Source organism: Micromonospora sp. DSM 43699, assembly GCF_055517075.1.
This window is the reverse complement of sequence record NZ_JBTMMT010000107.1, coordinates 1-15125: the sequence shown is the minus strand read 5'-3', so window position 1 is coordinate 15125 and position 15125 is coordinate 1. Positions and strand designations below refer to the sequence as shown.

At 72.7% G+C, this 15125-nt stretch carries 14 protein-coding genes and 3 tRNA genes; 12 read left to right on the top strand and 5 right to left on the bottom strand.

Features of this window, described 5'->3' with window-relative positions; genetic code table 11:
- Positions 1-55: 55 nt before the first annotated feature.
- Entirely contained in the window at positions 56-814 is a 759-nt protein-coding gene (locus tag AC0AIB_RS29815; protein WP_328339260.1) for a tyrosine-protein phosphatase, read from the bottom strand.
- Positions 815-1026: 212 nt separating this feature from the next.
- Positions 1027-1485, bottom strand: a complete 459-nt coding sequence (locus AC0AIB_RS29810) for a PRC-barrel domain-containing protein (RefSeq protein ID WP_465097940.1) — start codon at positions 1483-1485, stop codon at positions 1027-1029.
- Between the two features lie 287 nt (positions 1486-1772).
- Between AC0AIB_RS29810 and cimA the strand changes: the two genes are divergently transcribed.
- Positions 1773-3356: a citramalate synthase gene (gene cimA / locus AC0AIB_RS29805; RefSeq protein ID WP_328339259.1), complete on the top strand. Its 1584-nt coding sequence runs from the start codon at positions 1773-1775 to the stop codon at positions 3354-3356.
- Here the strand turns inward: cimA and AC0AIB_RS29800 are convergent.
- Positions 3325-3675 carry a hypothetical protein gene (locus AC0AIB_RS29800; RefSeq protein ID WP_465097939.1) on the bottom strand — a complete coding sequence of 117 codons (351 nt, stop codon included), beginning with the start codon at positions 3673-3675 and terminating at the stop codon, positions 3325-3327. The genes cimA and AC0AIB_RS29800 overlap by 32 nt on opposite strands.
- A gap of 348 nt (positions 3676-4023) precedes the next feature.
- Between AC0AIB_RS29800 and AC0AIB_RS29795 the strand changes: the two genes are divergently transcribed.
- The 7 genes from AC0AIB_RS29795 to AC0AIB_RS29765 all read left to right on the top strand — a co-directional run bounded on the left by AC0AIB_RS29795 (position 4024) and on the right by AC0AIB_RS29765 (position 10606).
- On the top strand, positions 4024-4545 hold the full coding sequence (locus AC0AIB_RS29795; RefSeq protein ID WP_328339257.1) for a hypothetical protein: 522 nt from the start codon (positions 4024-4026) through the stop codon (positions 4543-4545).
- A gap of 211 nt (positions 4546-4756) precedes the next feature.
- Positions 4757-5806: an AAA family ATPase gene (locus AC0AIB_RS29790; RefSeq protein WP_328339255.1), complete on the top strand. Its 1050-nt coding sequence runs from the start codon at positions 4757-4759 to the stop codon at positions 5804-5806.
- Complete coding sequence (locus tag AC0AIB_RS29785; protein ID WP_465097938.1) at positions 5803-6804, top strand: DUF58 domain-containing protein; 1002 nt, start codon at positions 5803-5805, stop codon at positions 6802-6804. The genes AC0AIB_RS29790 and AC0AIB_RS29785 overlap by 4 nt, the downstream gene beginning before the upstream one ends.
- Complete coding sequence (locus AC0AIB_RS29780) at positions 6801-7760, top strand: VWA domain-containing protein (protein WP_328339251.1); 960 nt, start codon at positions 6801-6803, stop codon at positions 7758-7760. Before AC0AIB_RS29785 ends, AC0AIB_RS29780 begins: the two co-directional genes overlap by 4 nt.
- 61 nt (positions 7761-7821) lie before the next feature.
- The gene (locus AC0AIB_RS29775; RefSeq protein WP_328339249.1) at positions 7822-8685 is read left to right on the top strand and encodes a S1C family serine protease; all 864 of its coding nucleotides are present in this window, start codon (positions 7822-7824) and stop codon (positions 8683-8685) included.
- 32 nt (positions 8686-8717) lie between these two features.
- Positions 8718-9143 (top strand): alternative ribosome rescue aminoacyl-tRNA hydrolase ArfB, encoded by a 426-nt coding sequence (gene arfB, locus AC0AIB_RS29770; RefSeq protein WP_328339247.1) that lies wholly within the window; start codon positions 8718-8720, stop codon positions 9141-9143.
- A gap of 284 nt (positions 9144-9427) precedes the next feature.
- On the top strand, positions 9428-10606 hold the full coding sequence (locus AC0AIB_RS29765) for a cellulose binding domain-containing protein (RefSeq protein ID WP_465097937.1): 1179 nt from the start codon (positions 9428-9430) through the stop codon (positions 10604-10606).
- A gap of 156 nt (positions 10607-10762) precedes the next feature.
- Here the strand turns inward: AC0AIB_RS29765 and AC0AIB_RS29760 are convergent, their stop codons facing one another.
- Both AC0AIB_RS29760 and AC0AIB_RS29755 read right to left on the bottom strand, forming a co-directional pair.
- Positions 10763-11647, bottom strand: coding sequence for a 3-methyladenine DNA glycosylase (locus AC0AIB_RS29760; protein ID WP_465097936.1), 885 nt, complete (start codon positions 11645-11647; stop codon positions 10763-10765).
- 81 nt (positions 11648-11728) lie between these two features.
- Positions 11729-13264, bottom strand: a complete 1536-nt coding sequence (locus AC0AIB_RS29755; protein ID WP_465097935.1) for a hypothetical protein — start codon at positions 13262-13264, stop codon at positions 11729-11731.
- Between the two features lie 155 nt (positions 13265-13419).
- On the opposite strand from AC0AIB_RS29755, the gene AC0AIB_RS29750 reads away from it, so the two are divergent.
- The 4 genes from AC0AIB_RS29750 to AC0AIB_RS29735 all read left to right on the top strand — a co-directional run bounded on the left by AC0AIB_RS29750 (position 13420) and on the right by AC0AIB_RS29735 (position 15073).
- Complete coding sequence (locus AC0AIB_RS29750; RefSeq protein WP_328339240.1) at positions 13420-14223, top strand: fumarylacetoacetate hydrolase family protein; 804 nt, start codon at positions 13420-13422, stop codon at positions 14221-14223.
- 104 nt (positions 14224-14327) lie between these two features.
- A tRNA-Gln gene (locus AC0AIB_RS29745) sits at positions 14328-14399 on the top strand.
- Between the two features lie 141 nt (positions 14400-14540).
- A tRNA-Glu gene (locus AC0AIB_RS29740) sits at positions 14541-14613 on the top strand.
- 387 nt (positions 14614-15000) lie between these two features.
- A tRNA-Glu gene (locus tag AC0AIB_RS29735) sits at positions 15001-15073 on the top strand.
- The last annotated feature ends 52 nt before the right edge of the window (positions 15074-15125 follow it).

The window sequence follows — 15125 nt, the reverse complement described above, 5'->3', positions numbered from 1 at the left end:
ACCGAACGCAGTAGCCGCACCGCCCTCCCCGAGCCGGCTGTTGGTGTGGGTGCGGCTACTGCGTTCGGTCGGGCTGCTCCAGCAGGTGGTCGCGGAGGGCGGCGAGTTGGGCGTCGGTGACTCCGGCGTGCCGCAGGTAGTCCTCGATCGAACCGTGCCGCCGGCGCAGTTCGGTGAGGAAGAGCGACATCGCCTCGGCGGGGGAGCCCAGGAACGGCGCGGGCGGCTTCTGGGCGTCCGGCATGGCCTCCGCCAACCAGGCGCTGAACCGTTGGGATGCCTCGGTGCTCAGCGCGTAGTCCTCGGCGATCCGGTCGTCGTCGACGCCGAGCACCGACAGGGTCAGTGCACAGACGATGCCGGTGCGGTCCTTGCCCGCGACGCAGTGCACCAGGACGGGAGCGTTGGCGCTGTCGGCGATCAGGCCGACCGCCTCGGCCAGCCCGGCGGTGCCGGTGTCGGCGAGGTCGACGTACCGGTCGGCGAGGTAGCGGGCCAGGCTGGAGTCCGGCTCGTACATCCGCAGCGCCCAGTCGGCGTGCTCGGGGTGGATGTGCCGGTAGGCGAGTCCGTCCACGTCGGGCACCCGGCCGTCCCGGGCCACCTCGTCCGGGCGGCGCAGGTCGATCACGGTACGGATGCCGAGGGCGGTGAAGGCCTCCCGGTCGTTGCCGTCGATCCGGTGCGGGGAGTCCGATCGGTAGAGCCGGCCCCAGCGGACGGTACGACCGTCGTGGCCGGGATAGCCGCCGACGTCGCGGAAGTTGAACATCGCGGAGAACGGGATGCGGCGACTGTCCTCGGTGGGGTTCATCCGGACACGGTAACGGTCGGCGGGGCGTGTGCGCGCCCCCACCGACCGTGCCCATCGACCGTGCTGGCTGACCGTGCCCCATCGACCGTGCCGTCCGACGAGCGTGCCGATCAACGGGCGTGCCGTTCGACGGGCGTGCCGATCAACGGGCGTGCCGTTCGACGGGCGTGCCGCCGGCCGACGGCTGTGCCGTCCGAGCGGCAGCCGGGTGGCTACCGTGCGGTGCCCGGGGGCAGGTTGCCGTAGGTGTCGTCGTAGTAGCCGCCCAGCTTGTCCCGGTACGCCGAGTCGCTGTGACTGGTCTCGTCGTACTCGGGAGCGGCCTTGATCTGGTCCCTGGTGCGGTCGACGTGGACCTTCCGGTCGTCGTGGTCGACCTGGGCGACCGTGCCGGCCGGGAGCATCACCTTCTTGCCGAAGATCCACGGCCCGGTGTCGACGACGAGGTAGCTGCCGCCGACCTCGTGGCTCGCGTCGTCGATCTTGCCGATGCCGCCGTCGGTGGCCTCGACCTTGTAGCCGACCAGGTCGGCGTCGGCGACCCCGGCCTCGTCCCGGTAACTCCACGGGCTGAACGCCCCGGCGGGTGCGCCACCGGGGATCGCGCCCTGGCCGTCGTCGACCATCGGGTCGGTGGTGCCGTGCGTGGCGTGCGGGTCGAGCCTGTCCATGGGAACTCCTGCCTCGACTGTGGTAGTCGTTATCGGAGAAAAGCGCTTGGTGTCCGCATCCGGGGGTACCCGGTGGTGCCGCCGCGCACACCCCGTCCCGAGATGTGGATTTTGCCTCCCAAAACCGGGACGGGGTGGCAGAGTGACGACCGTGACCAGCTCAGCCCGCATTATTCGCAGCTAGCGCGCCGGCCCTCCCCACTGCCGAGCGCGCAGACCTCCCGCATCCGCGGGGGGTCTTTTTGTTGCCCCCGCAAGGTCCGACGGTCCGAAGGAAGGGACTCGCGATGACGTTCCAGGTCTACGACACCACGCTGCGCGACGGCGCCCAGCGCGAGGGGCTCAGCTACTCGGTGGTGGACAAGCTCGCGGTGGCCCGGCTGCTCGACGAGTTCGGGGTCGGCTTCGTCGAGGGCGGGTGGCCCGGTGCGGTGCCGAAGGACACCGAGTTCTTCCGTCGGGCGCGAACCGAGCTGGATCTGCGGCACGCCCTGCTTGTCGCCTTCGGCGCGACCCGTAAGGCCGGGGTGGCCGTCGCCGACGACCCGCAGGTGCGCGCGCTGCTCGACGCGCAGACCCCGGTCGTCGCCCTGGTCGCCAAGGCCGACATCCGGCACGTCGAACGCGCGCTGCGCACCACCGGCGCGGAGAACCTGGCGATGGTCCACGACACCGTGGCCCACCTGGTCGCCGAGGGGCGGCGGGTCTTCGTCGACGGCGAGCACTTCTTCGACGGGTACCGGCACGATCCCGCGTACACCGCCTCGGTGGTCCAGACCGCGCTCGCCGCGGGGGCCGAACGGTTCGTGCTCTGCGACACCAACGGCGGGATGCTGCCATCCCAGATCACCGCCGCCATCACCGACCTGACCGCGCGGACCGGGATCGCCCCGGAGCTGTTCGGCATGCACGCCCAGAACGACACGGCCTGCGCGGTGGCCAACACGATCGCGGCCGTCGAGGCCGGGGTCCGCCACGTCCAGGGCACCGCCAACGGGTACGGCGAGCGCCCCGGCAACGCCGATCTCTTCGCCGTCGTGGCCAACCTCCAACTCAAGCTCGGGCTGCCCGTCCTACCCGACGGCTGCCTGGAACAGATGGTGCGGGTCTCGCACGCCATCGCCGAGATCGCCAACATCGCCCCCGACACCCACCAGGCCTACGCCGGGGCCGCCGCCTTCGCCCACAAGGCGGGGCTGCACGCGAGCGCGATCAAGGTCGACCCGTTGCTCTACAACCACGTGGACCCGTCGGTGGTGGGCAACGACATGCGGATCCTGGTGACCGAGATGGCCGGCCGGGCCAGCATCGAGCTGAAGAGCCGCGAGCTGGGTCTTGACCTGGCCGGCCATCCGGACGCCGTGTCGAAGGTGACCGCCCGGGTCAAGGAGCTGGAGGCGGGCGGTTGGTCGTTCGAGGCCGCCGACGCCTCGTTCGAGCTGCTGGTCCGCTCCGAGCTGCCGGGCGCCGCCCCGGTGCGGCCGTTCGCGCTGGAGTCGTACCGGGTGCTTGTCGAGCACCGGGAGGACGGTGCGGTGGTCTCCGAGGCCACCGTGAAGATCCGGGTACGCGGTGAGCGGGTGATCGCCACCGCCGAGGGCAACGGCCCGGTCAACGCCCTCGACGAGGCGCTGCGGGTCGGGATGTCCAAGCACTACCCCGAGTTGCGCGGCTTCGAGTTGGCCGACTACAAGGTGCGCATCCTGGAGGGCACCCACGGCACGGGCGCGGTGACCCGGGTGCTGGTGGAGACCGCCGACGGCACCGGCCGGGACTGGACCACCGTGGGAGTGCACCCCAACGTGGTCGAAGCCTCCTGGCACGCCCTGGTCGACGCCCTCACCTACGGCCTCGACCACGCGCGGGTCTGACCAGCAGCCCCGCCCCCGGCCCCCGGGCTGCCGGCTGTCCGGCGGGCAGCGCGCGGGGTGCCACCGCCCCGACCAGGGCCAGCGCCGCCACCGTCGCGACCACCGCCGGCCACCGGCGTCGCAGGGCGAGGGTCAGGGTCAGCGCCAGCAGGCTCCACCCCGCCACGTACGGGGTGCAGGCGAGCGCCGGCACCAGCGGGCCCTGGTCCAGCCCGGCGAGGCGGACCACCGCCCAGACGAGACCGGGTGCCACCGCCAGCCAGCAGGCCAGGGTGGCGGCGGGACATCGGGTGGTGGACGGCGCCGAGGTCAGGAGCACGGCGGCCAGCCTAGTGGCCGATGCCGTTCCGCAGGGCCTCGGAGCCAATTCATGAATGGGTGAGAGTTCATCTTTCGCAATTTCCAACATCATTTTGAAGATGGCAAAACGGATTGGCCCGCTATTGACGCTCCGCTTTTGTTGGTGTTACGTTCCTCCTCGTTGAGGTGCCGCAACAGAGCGTAGTAATCCCAGCTCAGACCGGTTGGAGCTGTTGCTCGTTCAACATTTCCGGCGCGGGTGGAGTTCTTCTGCCCGTGTCAATTCCGGCCCGTCCGCACCAGACCCATCCGGCTCTCCGAACGGTGGGCCGGCCGTATTGCCACGGTCACAAAAGGGAGACCTGTCATGGCCACATTCTTCAGGCGTAAGGCGGCGGCGGTGACGCTCGGCGTCCTGGCGCTCACCCTGGCCGGCGGCGGGATCGCCGCCGCCCAGCCGACGACCAGCACCCGGGCCGAGGTGGCTCAGCCGGGGGCACAGCAGGCCGGCGCCACCGGCCAGCCGCTCGTGTCGGCGGCCGAAGCCCAGCAGGCCCGCGCGGCGCTGAAGGCCTCGCTCGCCCCGCCGGCCGCCGGTTCGGTCGCCTGGGCGGTCGTCACCAGCGGCGGCACCCTGCTCCAGCACTCGGCGAACGTCGTCTCGGCGACCAAGTACGGCACCGGCCAGTATCAGGTGCTGCTCGACTACAGCGTGGTCGGGAAGGCGTTCCAGGCCACTATCGGCACCAACGACCAGTTCAACGTGCCGCCGGCCGGTGAGATCTCGGTCGCGCCACGCAACCAGACCGCGAACGGTGTCTTCATCCAGACGTACAGCTCCGGCGGATCGGTCTCGAACAAGCCGTTCCACCTGTTCGTCGCCAACTGAGGCGCGGTCCCGTCGGCGGTGCCGACCCCCGGGAGGGGGTCGGCACCGTCCGCTGTGGAGGGATGGCTCCGACACCCGCTGCGGTGCGGCTACTGCCGTCCCGGGTGATTGCCACCCTGCCGGGCAGGTCGTCCCGATCCGGGTGGGTAAGGGCCTTCCCGGGGCGGAAATTCCGACGTTTGCCGGCCCGTCGCCACGGGAAGCAAGCACCGTGACGGACATCTCGGACACCCTGGCCAGCCTGCCCAGCCCGGTCGAAGCCGACGCGGCAGGCGCCGAGTTGGAACAGACCTTCTTCGAGGTCAGACGCGTGATCGTCGGGCAGGACCGGCTCGTCGAACGGCTGCTCATCGCGCTGATCGCCGACGGTCACTGCCTCCTGGAGGGAGTGCCCGGCGTAGCCAAGACGCTTGCCGCACAGACCCTCGCCACCGTCGTCGGCGGCAGCTTCACCCGCATCCAGTTCACCCCCGACCTGGTCCCCTCCGACATCGTCGGCACCCGGATCTACCGCGCCTCCACCGAGAACTTCGACGTCGAGCTCGGCCCGATCATGGCCAACCTGGTGCTCGCCGACGAGATCAACCGGGCCCCGGCCAAGGTGCAGTCCGCGCTGCTGGAGGCGATGGCCGAGCGGCAGGTCACCATCGGTGGCCGGAGCTGGCCGGTGCCGGAGCCGTTCCTGGTGCTGGCCACCCAGAACCCGATCGAGTCCGAGGGGGTGTACCAGCTCCCCGAGGCGCAACGGGACCGCTTCCTCATGAAGATCGTCGTCGACTACCCGAGCGACGCCGACGAGTTGGCCATCCTCTACCGGATGAGCAGCGACCGGCCCCGCCCCCGTCGGGTGCTCGACGCGGTCCGGCTGCGCGACTACCAGCGCCGGGCCGCCCACGTCTTCGTGCACCACGCGCTCGCCGAGTACGTGGTCCGGCTGATCCTGGCCACCCGTGACCCGGGCCGCTTCGGGCTGCCGGAGATCGCCCCGCTGCTGGCGTACGGGGCGAGCCCCCGGGCCACCCTCGGCCTGGTCGCCGCCGCCCGCGCCCAGGCGCTGCTGCGGGGCCGCGAGTACGTGCTCCCCGAGGACGTCCGCGAACTCGCGGTCGACGTGCTCGCCCACCGGCTGGTGCTCTCCTTCGACGCGGTCGCCGACGGGGTCTCCGCCGAGGCGGTGGTGCACCGGCTGGTCCAAGCGGTGCCCCCGCCGGTGCTCGCCACCGGCCACCCCGAGTACACGCCCGACCTGGCGGCGGCGTGAGCGCCCCGACCACCCCGGCACCCGCCGGTCCGGCGCTTGCCGACCTCGCCCCCGAACAGCGGCTGCGCCGCCTCGAACTCACCGTCACCCGCCGACTCGACGGGCTGCTCCAGGGCCAGCTGCGCGGCCTGCTGCCCGGCCCCGGCAGCGAACTCGCCGGCAGCCGCGAGTACCGCCCCGGCGAGGACGAGGTACGCCGGATGGACTGGGCGGTCACCGCCCGCACCACAGTGCCGCACGTCCGGGAGGTCGACGCCGACCGGGAACTGACCACCTGGCTGCTGGTCGACGCCAGCCCCAGCATGGAGTACGGCACCGCCGAGCTGGACAAACGGGAACTCTCGGTGGCGGCCGTCGCCGCGGTCGGCTTCCTCACCGCCGGCACCGGCAACCGGCTCGGCGCACAGGTGCTCAGCGCCGACGGGCTGCGCCGGTTTCCCGCCCGCAGCGGGCGTACCCACCTGTTGAGCCTGCTCCGCGCGCTGCTGCACGCCCCCCGGGCGGACGCCGAACCCCCGACCGGCCCGCCGGTCGGTCCCGACCTGGTCGCAGCCCTCGCGGCGGTGCAACGGACCGCCGTCCGGCGGGGGCTGGTGGTGGTGGTCTCCGACTTCCTCGACGGGCTTCCCGACGACCATGACGCCCCGGCCCCCTGGGAACCGGCGCTGCGCCGGCTCGCCGCCCGGCACCAGGTGCTGGCGGTCGAGGTGACCGACCCACGCGAACTGGAGCTGCCCGACGTCGGCCTGATCACCCTGGTCGACCCGGAGACCGGCCGACGGCGCGAGGTGTGGACCGGTGACCCGGGACTGCGCCGCCGGTACGCCAGCGCCGCCGCCGCGCAACGCGACCAGGTGGCCCGGTCGCTGCGCCGCAGCGGGGCCGGTCACCTGGCGTTGCGTACCGACCGGGACTGGACCGCCGACATCGTGCGACACGTGCACACCCAGCGTCGGCTGGCGACCGCGCCCGCCGCCTCCCGGGGAGGTGTCGCGTGAACTGGCAGTCACCCACCCGGCTCCTGCTGCTGCTGGGGGTGGTCGCGCTGGCCGCCGGCTACCTGCTGATGCAACGCCGACGCAGCCGGTACGCGGTCCGCTTCACCAACCTGCGGCTGCTCGACCGGGTCGCCCCGCAGCGACCCGCCTGGCGGCGGCACGTGCCCGCCGGGCTCTTCCTGGCCATGCTGGCGCTGCTGGTGGTCGGCTTCGCCCGGCCCACCGCCGAGGTACGGGTGCCCCGCGAGCGGGCCACCGTGATGGTCGCCGTGGACGTCTCCACGTCGATGCTCGCCACCGACGTCGAACCGGACCGGTTGACCGCCGCCAAGGAGGCCGCCCGGACCTTCGTCGACGGGCTGCCCGACGAGTTCAACGTGGGCCTGGTCGCCTTCGCCGGCAGCGCGGCGGTGCTGGTGCCGCCGAGCACCGACCGGGGTGCCCTGCACGACGGCATCGACCGGCTCGCCGAGGGGATCACCGGGGTGCAGGGCACCGCCATCGGCGAGGCGATCAGCGCCTCCCTCGGCGCGGTGAAGAGCCTCGACGAGAAGGCGGCCAAGCAACCGCCGCCGGCCCGGGTCATCCTGCTCTCCGACGGGGCGAACACCTCCGGCGCGGACCCGATGGAGGCTGCCTCGGCGGCCGTCGCGGCGAAGGTGCCGGTGCACACCATCTCGTTCGGCACCCCGGGTGGCTTCGTCGACCGGGGGGGCCGGCCGATCCAGGTGCCTGTCGACGGGCAGACCCTCCGGGCGGTCGCCGACGAGACCGGGGGCGGGTTCCACGAGGCGGGCAGCAGCGCCGAACTGCGCAACGTGTACGAGGACATCGGCTCCTCGGTCGGCTACCGCAAGGAACGTCAGGACATCTCCGCCCGGTTCATCGGGTTCGGGCTGGTCTTCGCCATGGGTGCCGCAGTCGGGTCGATGCGCTGGTTCTCCCGTCTTCCCTGAGCCGGGCCGACCTCGGCCGACCTGCCCTGATCCGTCGGAGCACACAGTGAGGAGCGGACGTATGGCAGTACAGACCGGTCTGGGGGAGCCCCGGGGCCCCTGGTTCCTCTCACCCGAGCTCGGTCCGGACGGCCGGCACCGGTGGGACGTGCCGGGGCCGGGGGAGGACCCGTCCCGGCGGCGCTGGCGTGGCCGGTTGTGGACCGCGGCGGCGGTGGTCGCCCTCTCCACCGTCTCCGGTGCGGCGGCCGGCGGCTGGGTGGCCGGCCAGGGCGGGGCGGGGCCGACGGCGGCCTCCGCCGCCCCGGTGCCGGCGGAGCTGGTCACCGCCGCCCAGAAGACCGTGCCCGGGGTGGTGTCCGTGCTGGTCGGCGGCGGTGCCACCGGGCAGTCGGCGACCGGCTCCGGCTTCGCCATCGACAACGAGCAGCACATCGTCACCAACGACCACATCCTGGCCAAGGGGGGCGGTGGCGCGGTGACGGTGGAGATGCCGGACGGCCGCCGGTACGCCGCCGAGGTGGTGGGCCGGGAACCCGGCAGCGACCTGGCCGTGCTGAAGGTGCCGTCGGCCGCCGGGTTGGCCCCGTTGCCCCTGGCCAAGCCCCGGTCCACCCGGGTCGGCGAGCCGGTGCTCGCGGTCGGTTCGCCGCTCGGCCTGGCCGGCACGGTGACCGCCGGGATCGTCAGCGCCCTCAACCGGCAGGTACGGCTGGGCACCAACCGGCGCAGCGCGGTGCAGACCGACGCGTCGATCAACCCGGGCAACTCCGGTGGCCCGCTGGTCAACGCCCGGGGCGAGGTGGTCGGGGTGAACACGGCGATCGCCACCATCGACGGCAGCGGCTCGATCGGCATCGGCTTCGCCATCCCCATCGACCAGGTGCAGCAGACCGCCGACACCATCATCGGCAAGGGCGGCTGAGACCTGTCGGCCGAGGGCGATAGCCTCGCCGGGTGGACGACGGACTGCGGGTGACCGACAGGTGGACCGTGCCCGCCGCCGAGCTGCGGGAACGGTTCTCCCGCTCGTCCGGGCCGGGCGGGCAGGGCGTCAACACCACCGACTCCCGGGTCGAGTTGAGCTTCGACGTCGCCGGCACCACCAGCCTGCCGCCGGTGCTGCGGGAGCGGGTGCTGGAGCGGCTCGCCGGCCGGCTGGTCGACGGGGTGCTCACCATCGCCGCCAGCGAGCACCGGGCGCAGCTGGCCAACCGGGAGGCGGCCCGGGAGCGACTGGCCGCGCTGCTGCGCGCCGCCGTCGCCCCACCCCCGCCGGCCCGCCGGCCCACCCGCCCCTCCCGGGGCGCCAAGGAACGCCGCCTCGCCGACAAGAAGCGCCAGTCCCAGCGCAAACGGGACCGCCGCGCCGACGGGGACTGAGCCCCACCGCCCGACCGCGCGCACCGGAAGACGGCGTCGGGGTCGGGCCCGGTCTGCCCAGGCTGGCGGGCATGTCCACCGACACCCTGTGCACCCTCGCCGAGCGGTGAGGAGCGGCTGCGCGTCGGAGCGCTCGCCGGTGTCCTCGGTCGCGGCGACCGTCGAAGCGCTTCGCCACGATGCGGGAGGGCGTTGAGCGGGTACGTGCGGTCTGCTGGGATGTAGGTGGGAGCAACCGGGCCGTCACCGACCGCACGTCGTCACGTGACAGGAGTCCCCTCACCATGCTCCGAAGGCCGTTCCTCTCCATGCTCGCCGCGTTTGCGGCCGTCCCCCTGCTCGTCGGGCTGGCCGTCACTCCGCCGGCCCATCCCGCTACCGCCGCCCCACCGGCCCGGTCCGTCGCCGCCACCCCGGTACGGGTCATGCCGCTCGGCGACTCGATCACCGGCTCACCCGGCTGCTGGCGGTCCATCCTCTGGAACCGCCTCCAGTCCACCGGCCACACCGACGTCGACTTCGTCGGCACCCTCGGCCCGCAGGGCTGCGGTCAGCCGTACGACGGGGACAACGAGGGCCACGGTGGTTACCTGGTGACGAACGTCGCCAACCAGAACCTGCTCCCCGGCTGGCTCGCCGCGACCCGCCCGGACGTGGTGCTCATGCACTTCGGCACCAACGACGTGTGGAGCAACATCGCACCGGCGACCATCCTCGCTGCGTACTCGAAGCTGGTGGACCAGATGCGGGCCAGCAACCCGGCGATGCGGATCATCGTCGCGAAGATCATCCCGATGGCGCCGTCGAGTTGTGCCGAGTGCGGGCAGCGGGCGGTGGCCCTGAACGCCGTGATCGACGGCTGGGCGGCGGGGAAGGCCACCACCGCGTCGCCGATCGTGGTGGTCGACCAGTGGACCGGGTTCAGCACCACCACCGATACCTACGACGGGGTGCACCCCAACGCGGCAGGCGACCAGAAGATGTCCGACAGGTGGTACCCGGCGCTGGTGGCCGCCCTCGGCGGAACCACCCCGACCCCCACTCCCACCACCTCACCCACTCCCACCACCTCACCCAGCCCGACCACCTCACCCAGCCCGACGGCGAGCCCCACCGGGTCGCCCACGGTGGACCCGCCGACCACCTCGCCGCCGGCCGGGGTCGCCTGCACTGCGAGTTACCGGGTCACCAACCAGTGGCAGGGTGGCTACCAGGGTGAGGTGACCGTGCGCAGCACCGGCACCGCGCGGACCACCGGCTGGCGGGTCACCTTCACCCTGCCCGCCGGGCAGCAGATCACCCAGGTGTGGAACGCCGAACTGGCCCAGACCGGCAGCGCGGTCACCGCCCGGAACGTGAACTGGAACGGCGCGCTCGCCCCGGCCGCCGAGGCCACCTTCGGGTTCCTCGGCACCAGCACCGGCACCGCCACGGCACCGGCGGTGACCTGCACCGCCAGTTGACCGGTCCACCCGTTCGCCGAAGGGCGCCCCCAAGATCGTGCTGAAACCCCGAAGTAGTGGTCTCCCGAACGACGGAGGCCACTACTTCGGGGTTCGAGCGTGAACATGCAGGAGACTGGTCGCACGTGCGGGCGGTCGAGGGGTGCGCCGGGGTGGTTAGCTGTGGACAGCCTCGGCGAGGTCCAGGGCGGTCAGCAGGCGGGCGCGGAGCACGGCGGCCCGCTCGGCGAAGCCGCGTTGTGCCGCCGCGTACTCGGCCCGGCCCTCGGGGGTCTCCACCCGCACCGGGGGACAGCCGAGGGCGGCCAGGTCGTACGGGCTGGCCCGCATGTCAAGCGTCCGGATCTGCCGGGCCAGCCCGAAACAGTCCGCGACCAGCTCCGAGCAGACCAGGGGTGAGAGCTTGTACGCCCACTTGTAGAGGTCCATGTTGGCGTGTAGACAACCCGGCTGCTCCAGCGCGTGCTGGGTCTCCCTGCTGGGCTGGAGCACGTTCAGCGGCCGGGCCGGCGCGGTGAAGAACCGGAACGCGTCGAAGTGGCTGCACCGCACGCCGCGTTCCCGCACCACCTCGGCGGTCCGTTCCGGGCTGAGCCGCAGCGGCCAGGCGTTGTGCCGAACCTCCTCCTGGGTCTGCCGGTAGACCATCGCCCACTCGTGCATCCCGAAGCAGCCCAGGTGTGCCGGTCGGCTCGCGGTGGCCGCCAGCAGCTCCCGGATCCAGGCGACCGACTCGGCGCGTCGTGCGCGTACCCGATCGGTGTCGAGGGTGACCCCGGCGGGGTCGGCGCGGTAGTCCGGGCCGAACTCGGCCGGGTCCGCGTCGCGCAGCAGCACCCCGGCACCGGGGTGCCAGCGACGCAGCTGCGCCGGGCGGTACGAGTAGTAGGTGAAGAGGAAGTCCTCCACCGGGTGCCGGCCGCCGGTGCGCCGACGGGCCAGGTGCGGGTCCAGCCAGCCGGCCACCCGCGTCTGGTGGGCCGCCCGCCGGGCCCGCCAGTCGGCCGCGTCGAGGGCGGCGGGAGCGAGGGCGGCGGTCACACCTTCAGGGTACGACCGCCGCCCGCTCCCGCTCAGCGCACGTCCCCCGGCACGTCTCCTCTGTTCGGCGTGTCCCGCCGGTCACGGCACGTCCACCCGGACCCCGGCGGAGAACACCCCGCTGCGCAGCTCCAACTGTTTCGGCTTCTGCATCCCGTGCACGGTGAAGACCAGCGGCAGCACCACCCGGCTGCCCGCCGAGACCGGCTGGGCGAAGACGTCACGCCCCAGGTTCGCCAGCCGGGTGGCGTCCTCGTCGGTGCTCACCCAGGTCCCGCCCGGCAGGTAGGCCCGCTGGAGCTGACCGTGCCAGCTCTGCTGCTCCGGGGTGACGTTGCGCACCCCGACCGTGGCCTGGCACTGCTGGCTCGCCGCCCTCGCGGTGGCGCAGTCCACCCGGTAGACGGTGAACTCGAACGCCTTCTCCCGGAGCGGGGTGCCGACGGTGCCGGTCATGCTGGTGCCCGTCCACGCCCCGGCGGTCGGCTGCTTGCTGGTGTCGATCGCGGCGACCTGCCGGGTGGCCGTCCAGGCGGCGGCGAAGACCACCCCGGCCAGCACCGTCGCGGCCACCCCCACCACCAGCCACACCGACGGGCTACGTCGCCGTCCGAGCTGTCCCGGAACGGCGGGTCGGGGATACACCGTCCCGCCGCCCGGTGCTGCCGGACCGCCGGCGTAGGGCGGGCTGCCGGCCGCCGTCGGGGCGGTGCCGGTCGGCGCGATGCCGCTCGCCCGCCGCCGGGCCCGCTGCCACCACCAGAGCCCGCCGGCCAGCAGCGCCAGCACCACCAGGGCCGCGCCGAGCAGGATCGGGGGCTGCCGCCAGGTCGGTGTCGCGGGCACTGCCGCCTCCGGGGTCACCGCGCTGCGCCAGGTGGCGGTCGCGCAGTCGTACGGCTGGTCGCCGTCGCCGGTGTAGGCGCAGGCCGGCGCGGTCAGCGCCTGGCCCGGCGCGGTGGCGGCCAGGGCGGTGTCCAGGGTCCGGGTCGCCCCGGCCGGTACGACGAGCCGCCAGGTGACCTCCCCACCGCCGGTCGACCCGCCCGGCCGGGTGACCAGCCCGCCCGCGCTGACCGCGGTGGTCGACGTGCCGGCCGGCAACTCCTGCCGGACCATGGTCTGCACCGGCGAGACGCCGTTGTTGCGGACCAGGATCCGGTAGCCCGGCACCGAGGTCGCGGCTGGTGCCACGGCGACGGTGAGCTGCGGTGCCGGTCGGGGCACACCCGGATTGCCGGCGGTGGTCATCCCCGGGGCGGGCGCCGACGGGGTGACCGGGACGACCGCCCCGCTGGCCGCCACCCCGGGCACGGCCGGTGCGGCCTGAGCCCCCCGGTGCGCCGCCGCAGCCGGTGTCCCCGCCGCCGTCGCTGCCACCGGTGCCGGTGCCGGGGCTTCCGCTGCCGCTGCTGCCGTCGCTGCGATGGCCGCCTGTGCGGTGGCCGCCTGTGCGGTGGCCGCCCCTGCCGTCGCTGCTGCCGGTGCGGTGGCCGCCGGTGTCGCCGGTGTCGCCGGGCCCGTTCCTGGGCTGGGCAGCGCCGGTACGGCGGCGAGGATGCCCAGGCAGTTCACGAAAACCGCGAGGGTCCTGTGGTGTCGTTTCGATGCAGGCATACCAACGAACCTCCGAGGCCGACGGTATGAGCGCGCCGCCTCCGGGCGGGTACGAAGCGCCGAACCCCGCCCGGAGCACCGACCGATGGCCTAAGCTGCGCCGACGCTCGGCCGGTGGCCGACGGCCGACGCCGCCGTGGGGATAGATTGGCCCGGTGCGTATCGCTCGTTTCGCTCATGCCAAGGGAATGTCGTTCGGAGTCGTCGAGGGCGAGTCGGAGGCCGGGCCGCAGGGTCTGACCATCGCCGAGATCGAGGGTCATCCGTTCGGGCAGATCCAGCTCACCGGTGCCCGCTGGGCACTTCCCGACGTCCGGCTGCTCTCGCCGATCCTGCCCAGCAAGGTGGTCTGTGTCGGGCGCAACTACGCCGAGCACGCCGCCGAGCACGGCAGTGAGGTGCCGAAGGAGCCGTTGCTCTTCCTCAAGCCGTCCACCTCGGTGATCGGCCCCCGGGACGCGATCCGGCTGCCCGTCTTCACCAGGCAGGTGGAGCACGAGGCCGAGTTGGCCGTGGTGATCGGCGCGCCCGGTGCCCGCCGGGTCGACCGGGCCACCGCCGCGCGGGCCATCTTCGGCTACACCTGCGCCAACGACGTCACCGCGCGGGATCTCCAGCGTTCCGACGGGCAGTGGACCCGGGCCAAGGGCTTCGACTCGTTCTGCCCCATCGGCCCCTGGATCACCACCGACCTCGACGTCACCGACCTGGAGGTCCGCTGCGAGGTCGGGCGCAACCCGGACGAGATGGAGGTACGCCAGCTCGGCCGGACCAAGGACATGGTCTTCGACGTGCCGGCGCTGGTGTCGTACATCTCGCACGTGATGACGCTGCTCCCCGGGGACGTGGTGCTGACCGGCACCCCGGCCGGGGTTAGCCCGCTCACCGACGGGGATACCGTCACCGTACGGATCGAGGGGATCGGCGAGCTCACCAACTCGGTGGTGCCGGTCGGCTGACCGTACGCCCCCTGTTTCCGCAGCTCAAAGGCGGTTTGGGGGATCGGATTTGGCCTGTTGGCGCGGGGAGGGTAAAGTTCCTTCCCGGCACCACAAGGGGCCAATGGGGTATGGGGTAATTGGCAGCCCAACTGATTCTGGTTCAGTTAGTCTAGGTTCGAGTCCTGGTACCCCAGCGCAACCGAGGGTTCATCCGAATCCTCGGACGCTGGATTCTTGCGGAGATCGACCACGTTCCCTGCTCTGGGGGCAAAGTTGATCTCTGGTAGAGTGCAGCTTCCCCGCCCGATAGGGCAGGGAAGCACAAGCTATGTTCTGGCCCCGTCGTCTAGTGGCCCAGGACGCCGCCCTCTCAAGGCGGTAGCGCCGGTTCGAATCCGGTCGGGGCTACAACGCTGAAAGCCCGTCCCATTTCGTTGGGGCGGGCTTCGTCGTGTGCAGCCCTGCCCCCGTGCCCTACCGGGCAGTCCCGCCCGTGGGGCCTGCGCCCGTGGAGCCTGAGTCCCGTGGGCTGGCGCAGCCCTCGTCCGTGGGGCCTGAGTCCCGTGGGCTGGCCGGTCCCGGTGACGGTGAAGTCCGCAACGCCGACGGCTCAACCCTCGTCCGTGGGGCGATGTTGCGTTGTCCCACCCGCCCTGATGCCGCTACTTCGCAGTACCGGTGCTGTCCCACCCGGGCCGACCCGCACGGGCCGACCCCCGTCTCGGAGGCCGGATGCCGGTGCCGTTAGACTACTGCCGCACCGCCCTGCGGGGTGGTGAAGCAGGAAAAGTGCCTGGCCCCGTCGTCTAGTGGCCCAGGACGCCGCCCTCTCAAGGCGGTAGCGCCGGTTCGAATCCGGTCGGGGCTACAACGCTGAAAGCCCGTCCCATTTCGTTGGGGCGGGCTTCGTCGTGTGCAGC

Excerpts from the sequence above, each read along its gene's own strand:
- AC0AIB_RS29815 (WP_328339260.1), bottom strand. The coding sequence starts at position 814 with ATGAACCCCACCGAGGACAGTCGCCGCATCCCGTTCTCCGCGATGTTC.
- AC0AIB_RS29810 (WP_465097940.1), bottom strand. The coding sequence starts at position 1,485 with ATGGACAGGCTCGACCCGCACGCCACGCACGGCACCACCGACCCGATG.
- cimA (WP_328339259.1), top strand. The coding sequence starts at position 1,773 with ATGACGTTCCAGGTCTACGACACCACGCTGCGCGACGGCGCCCAGCGC.
- AC0AIB_RS29795 (WP_328339257.1), top strand. The coding sequence starts at position 4,024 with ATGGCCACATTCTTCAGGCGTAAGGCGGCGGCGGTGACGCTCGGCGTC.
- AC0AIB_RS29775 (WP_328339249.1), top strand. The coding sequence starts at position 7,822 with ATGGCAGTACAGACCGGTCTGGGGGAGCCCCGGGGCCCCTGGTTCCTC.
- AC0AIB_RS29765 (WP_465097937.1), top strand. The coding sequence starts at position 9,428 with ATGCTCCGAAGGCCGTTCCTCTCCATGCTCGCCGCGTTTGCGGCCGTC.
- AC0AIB_RS29755 (WP_465097935.1), bottom strand. The coding sequence starts at position 13,264 with ATGCCTGCATCGAAACGACACCACAGGACCCTCGCGGTTTTCGTGAAC.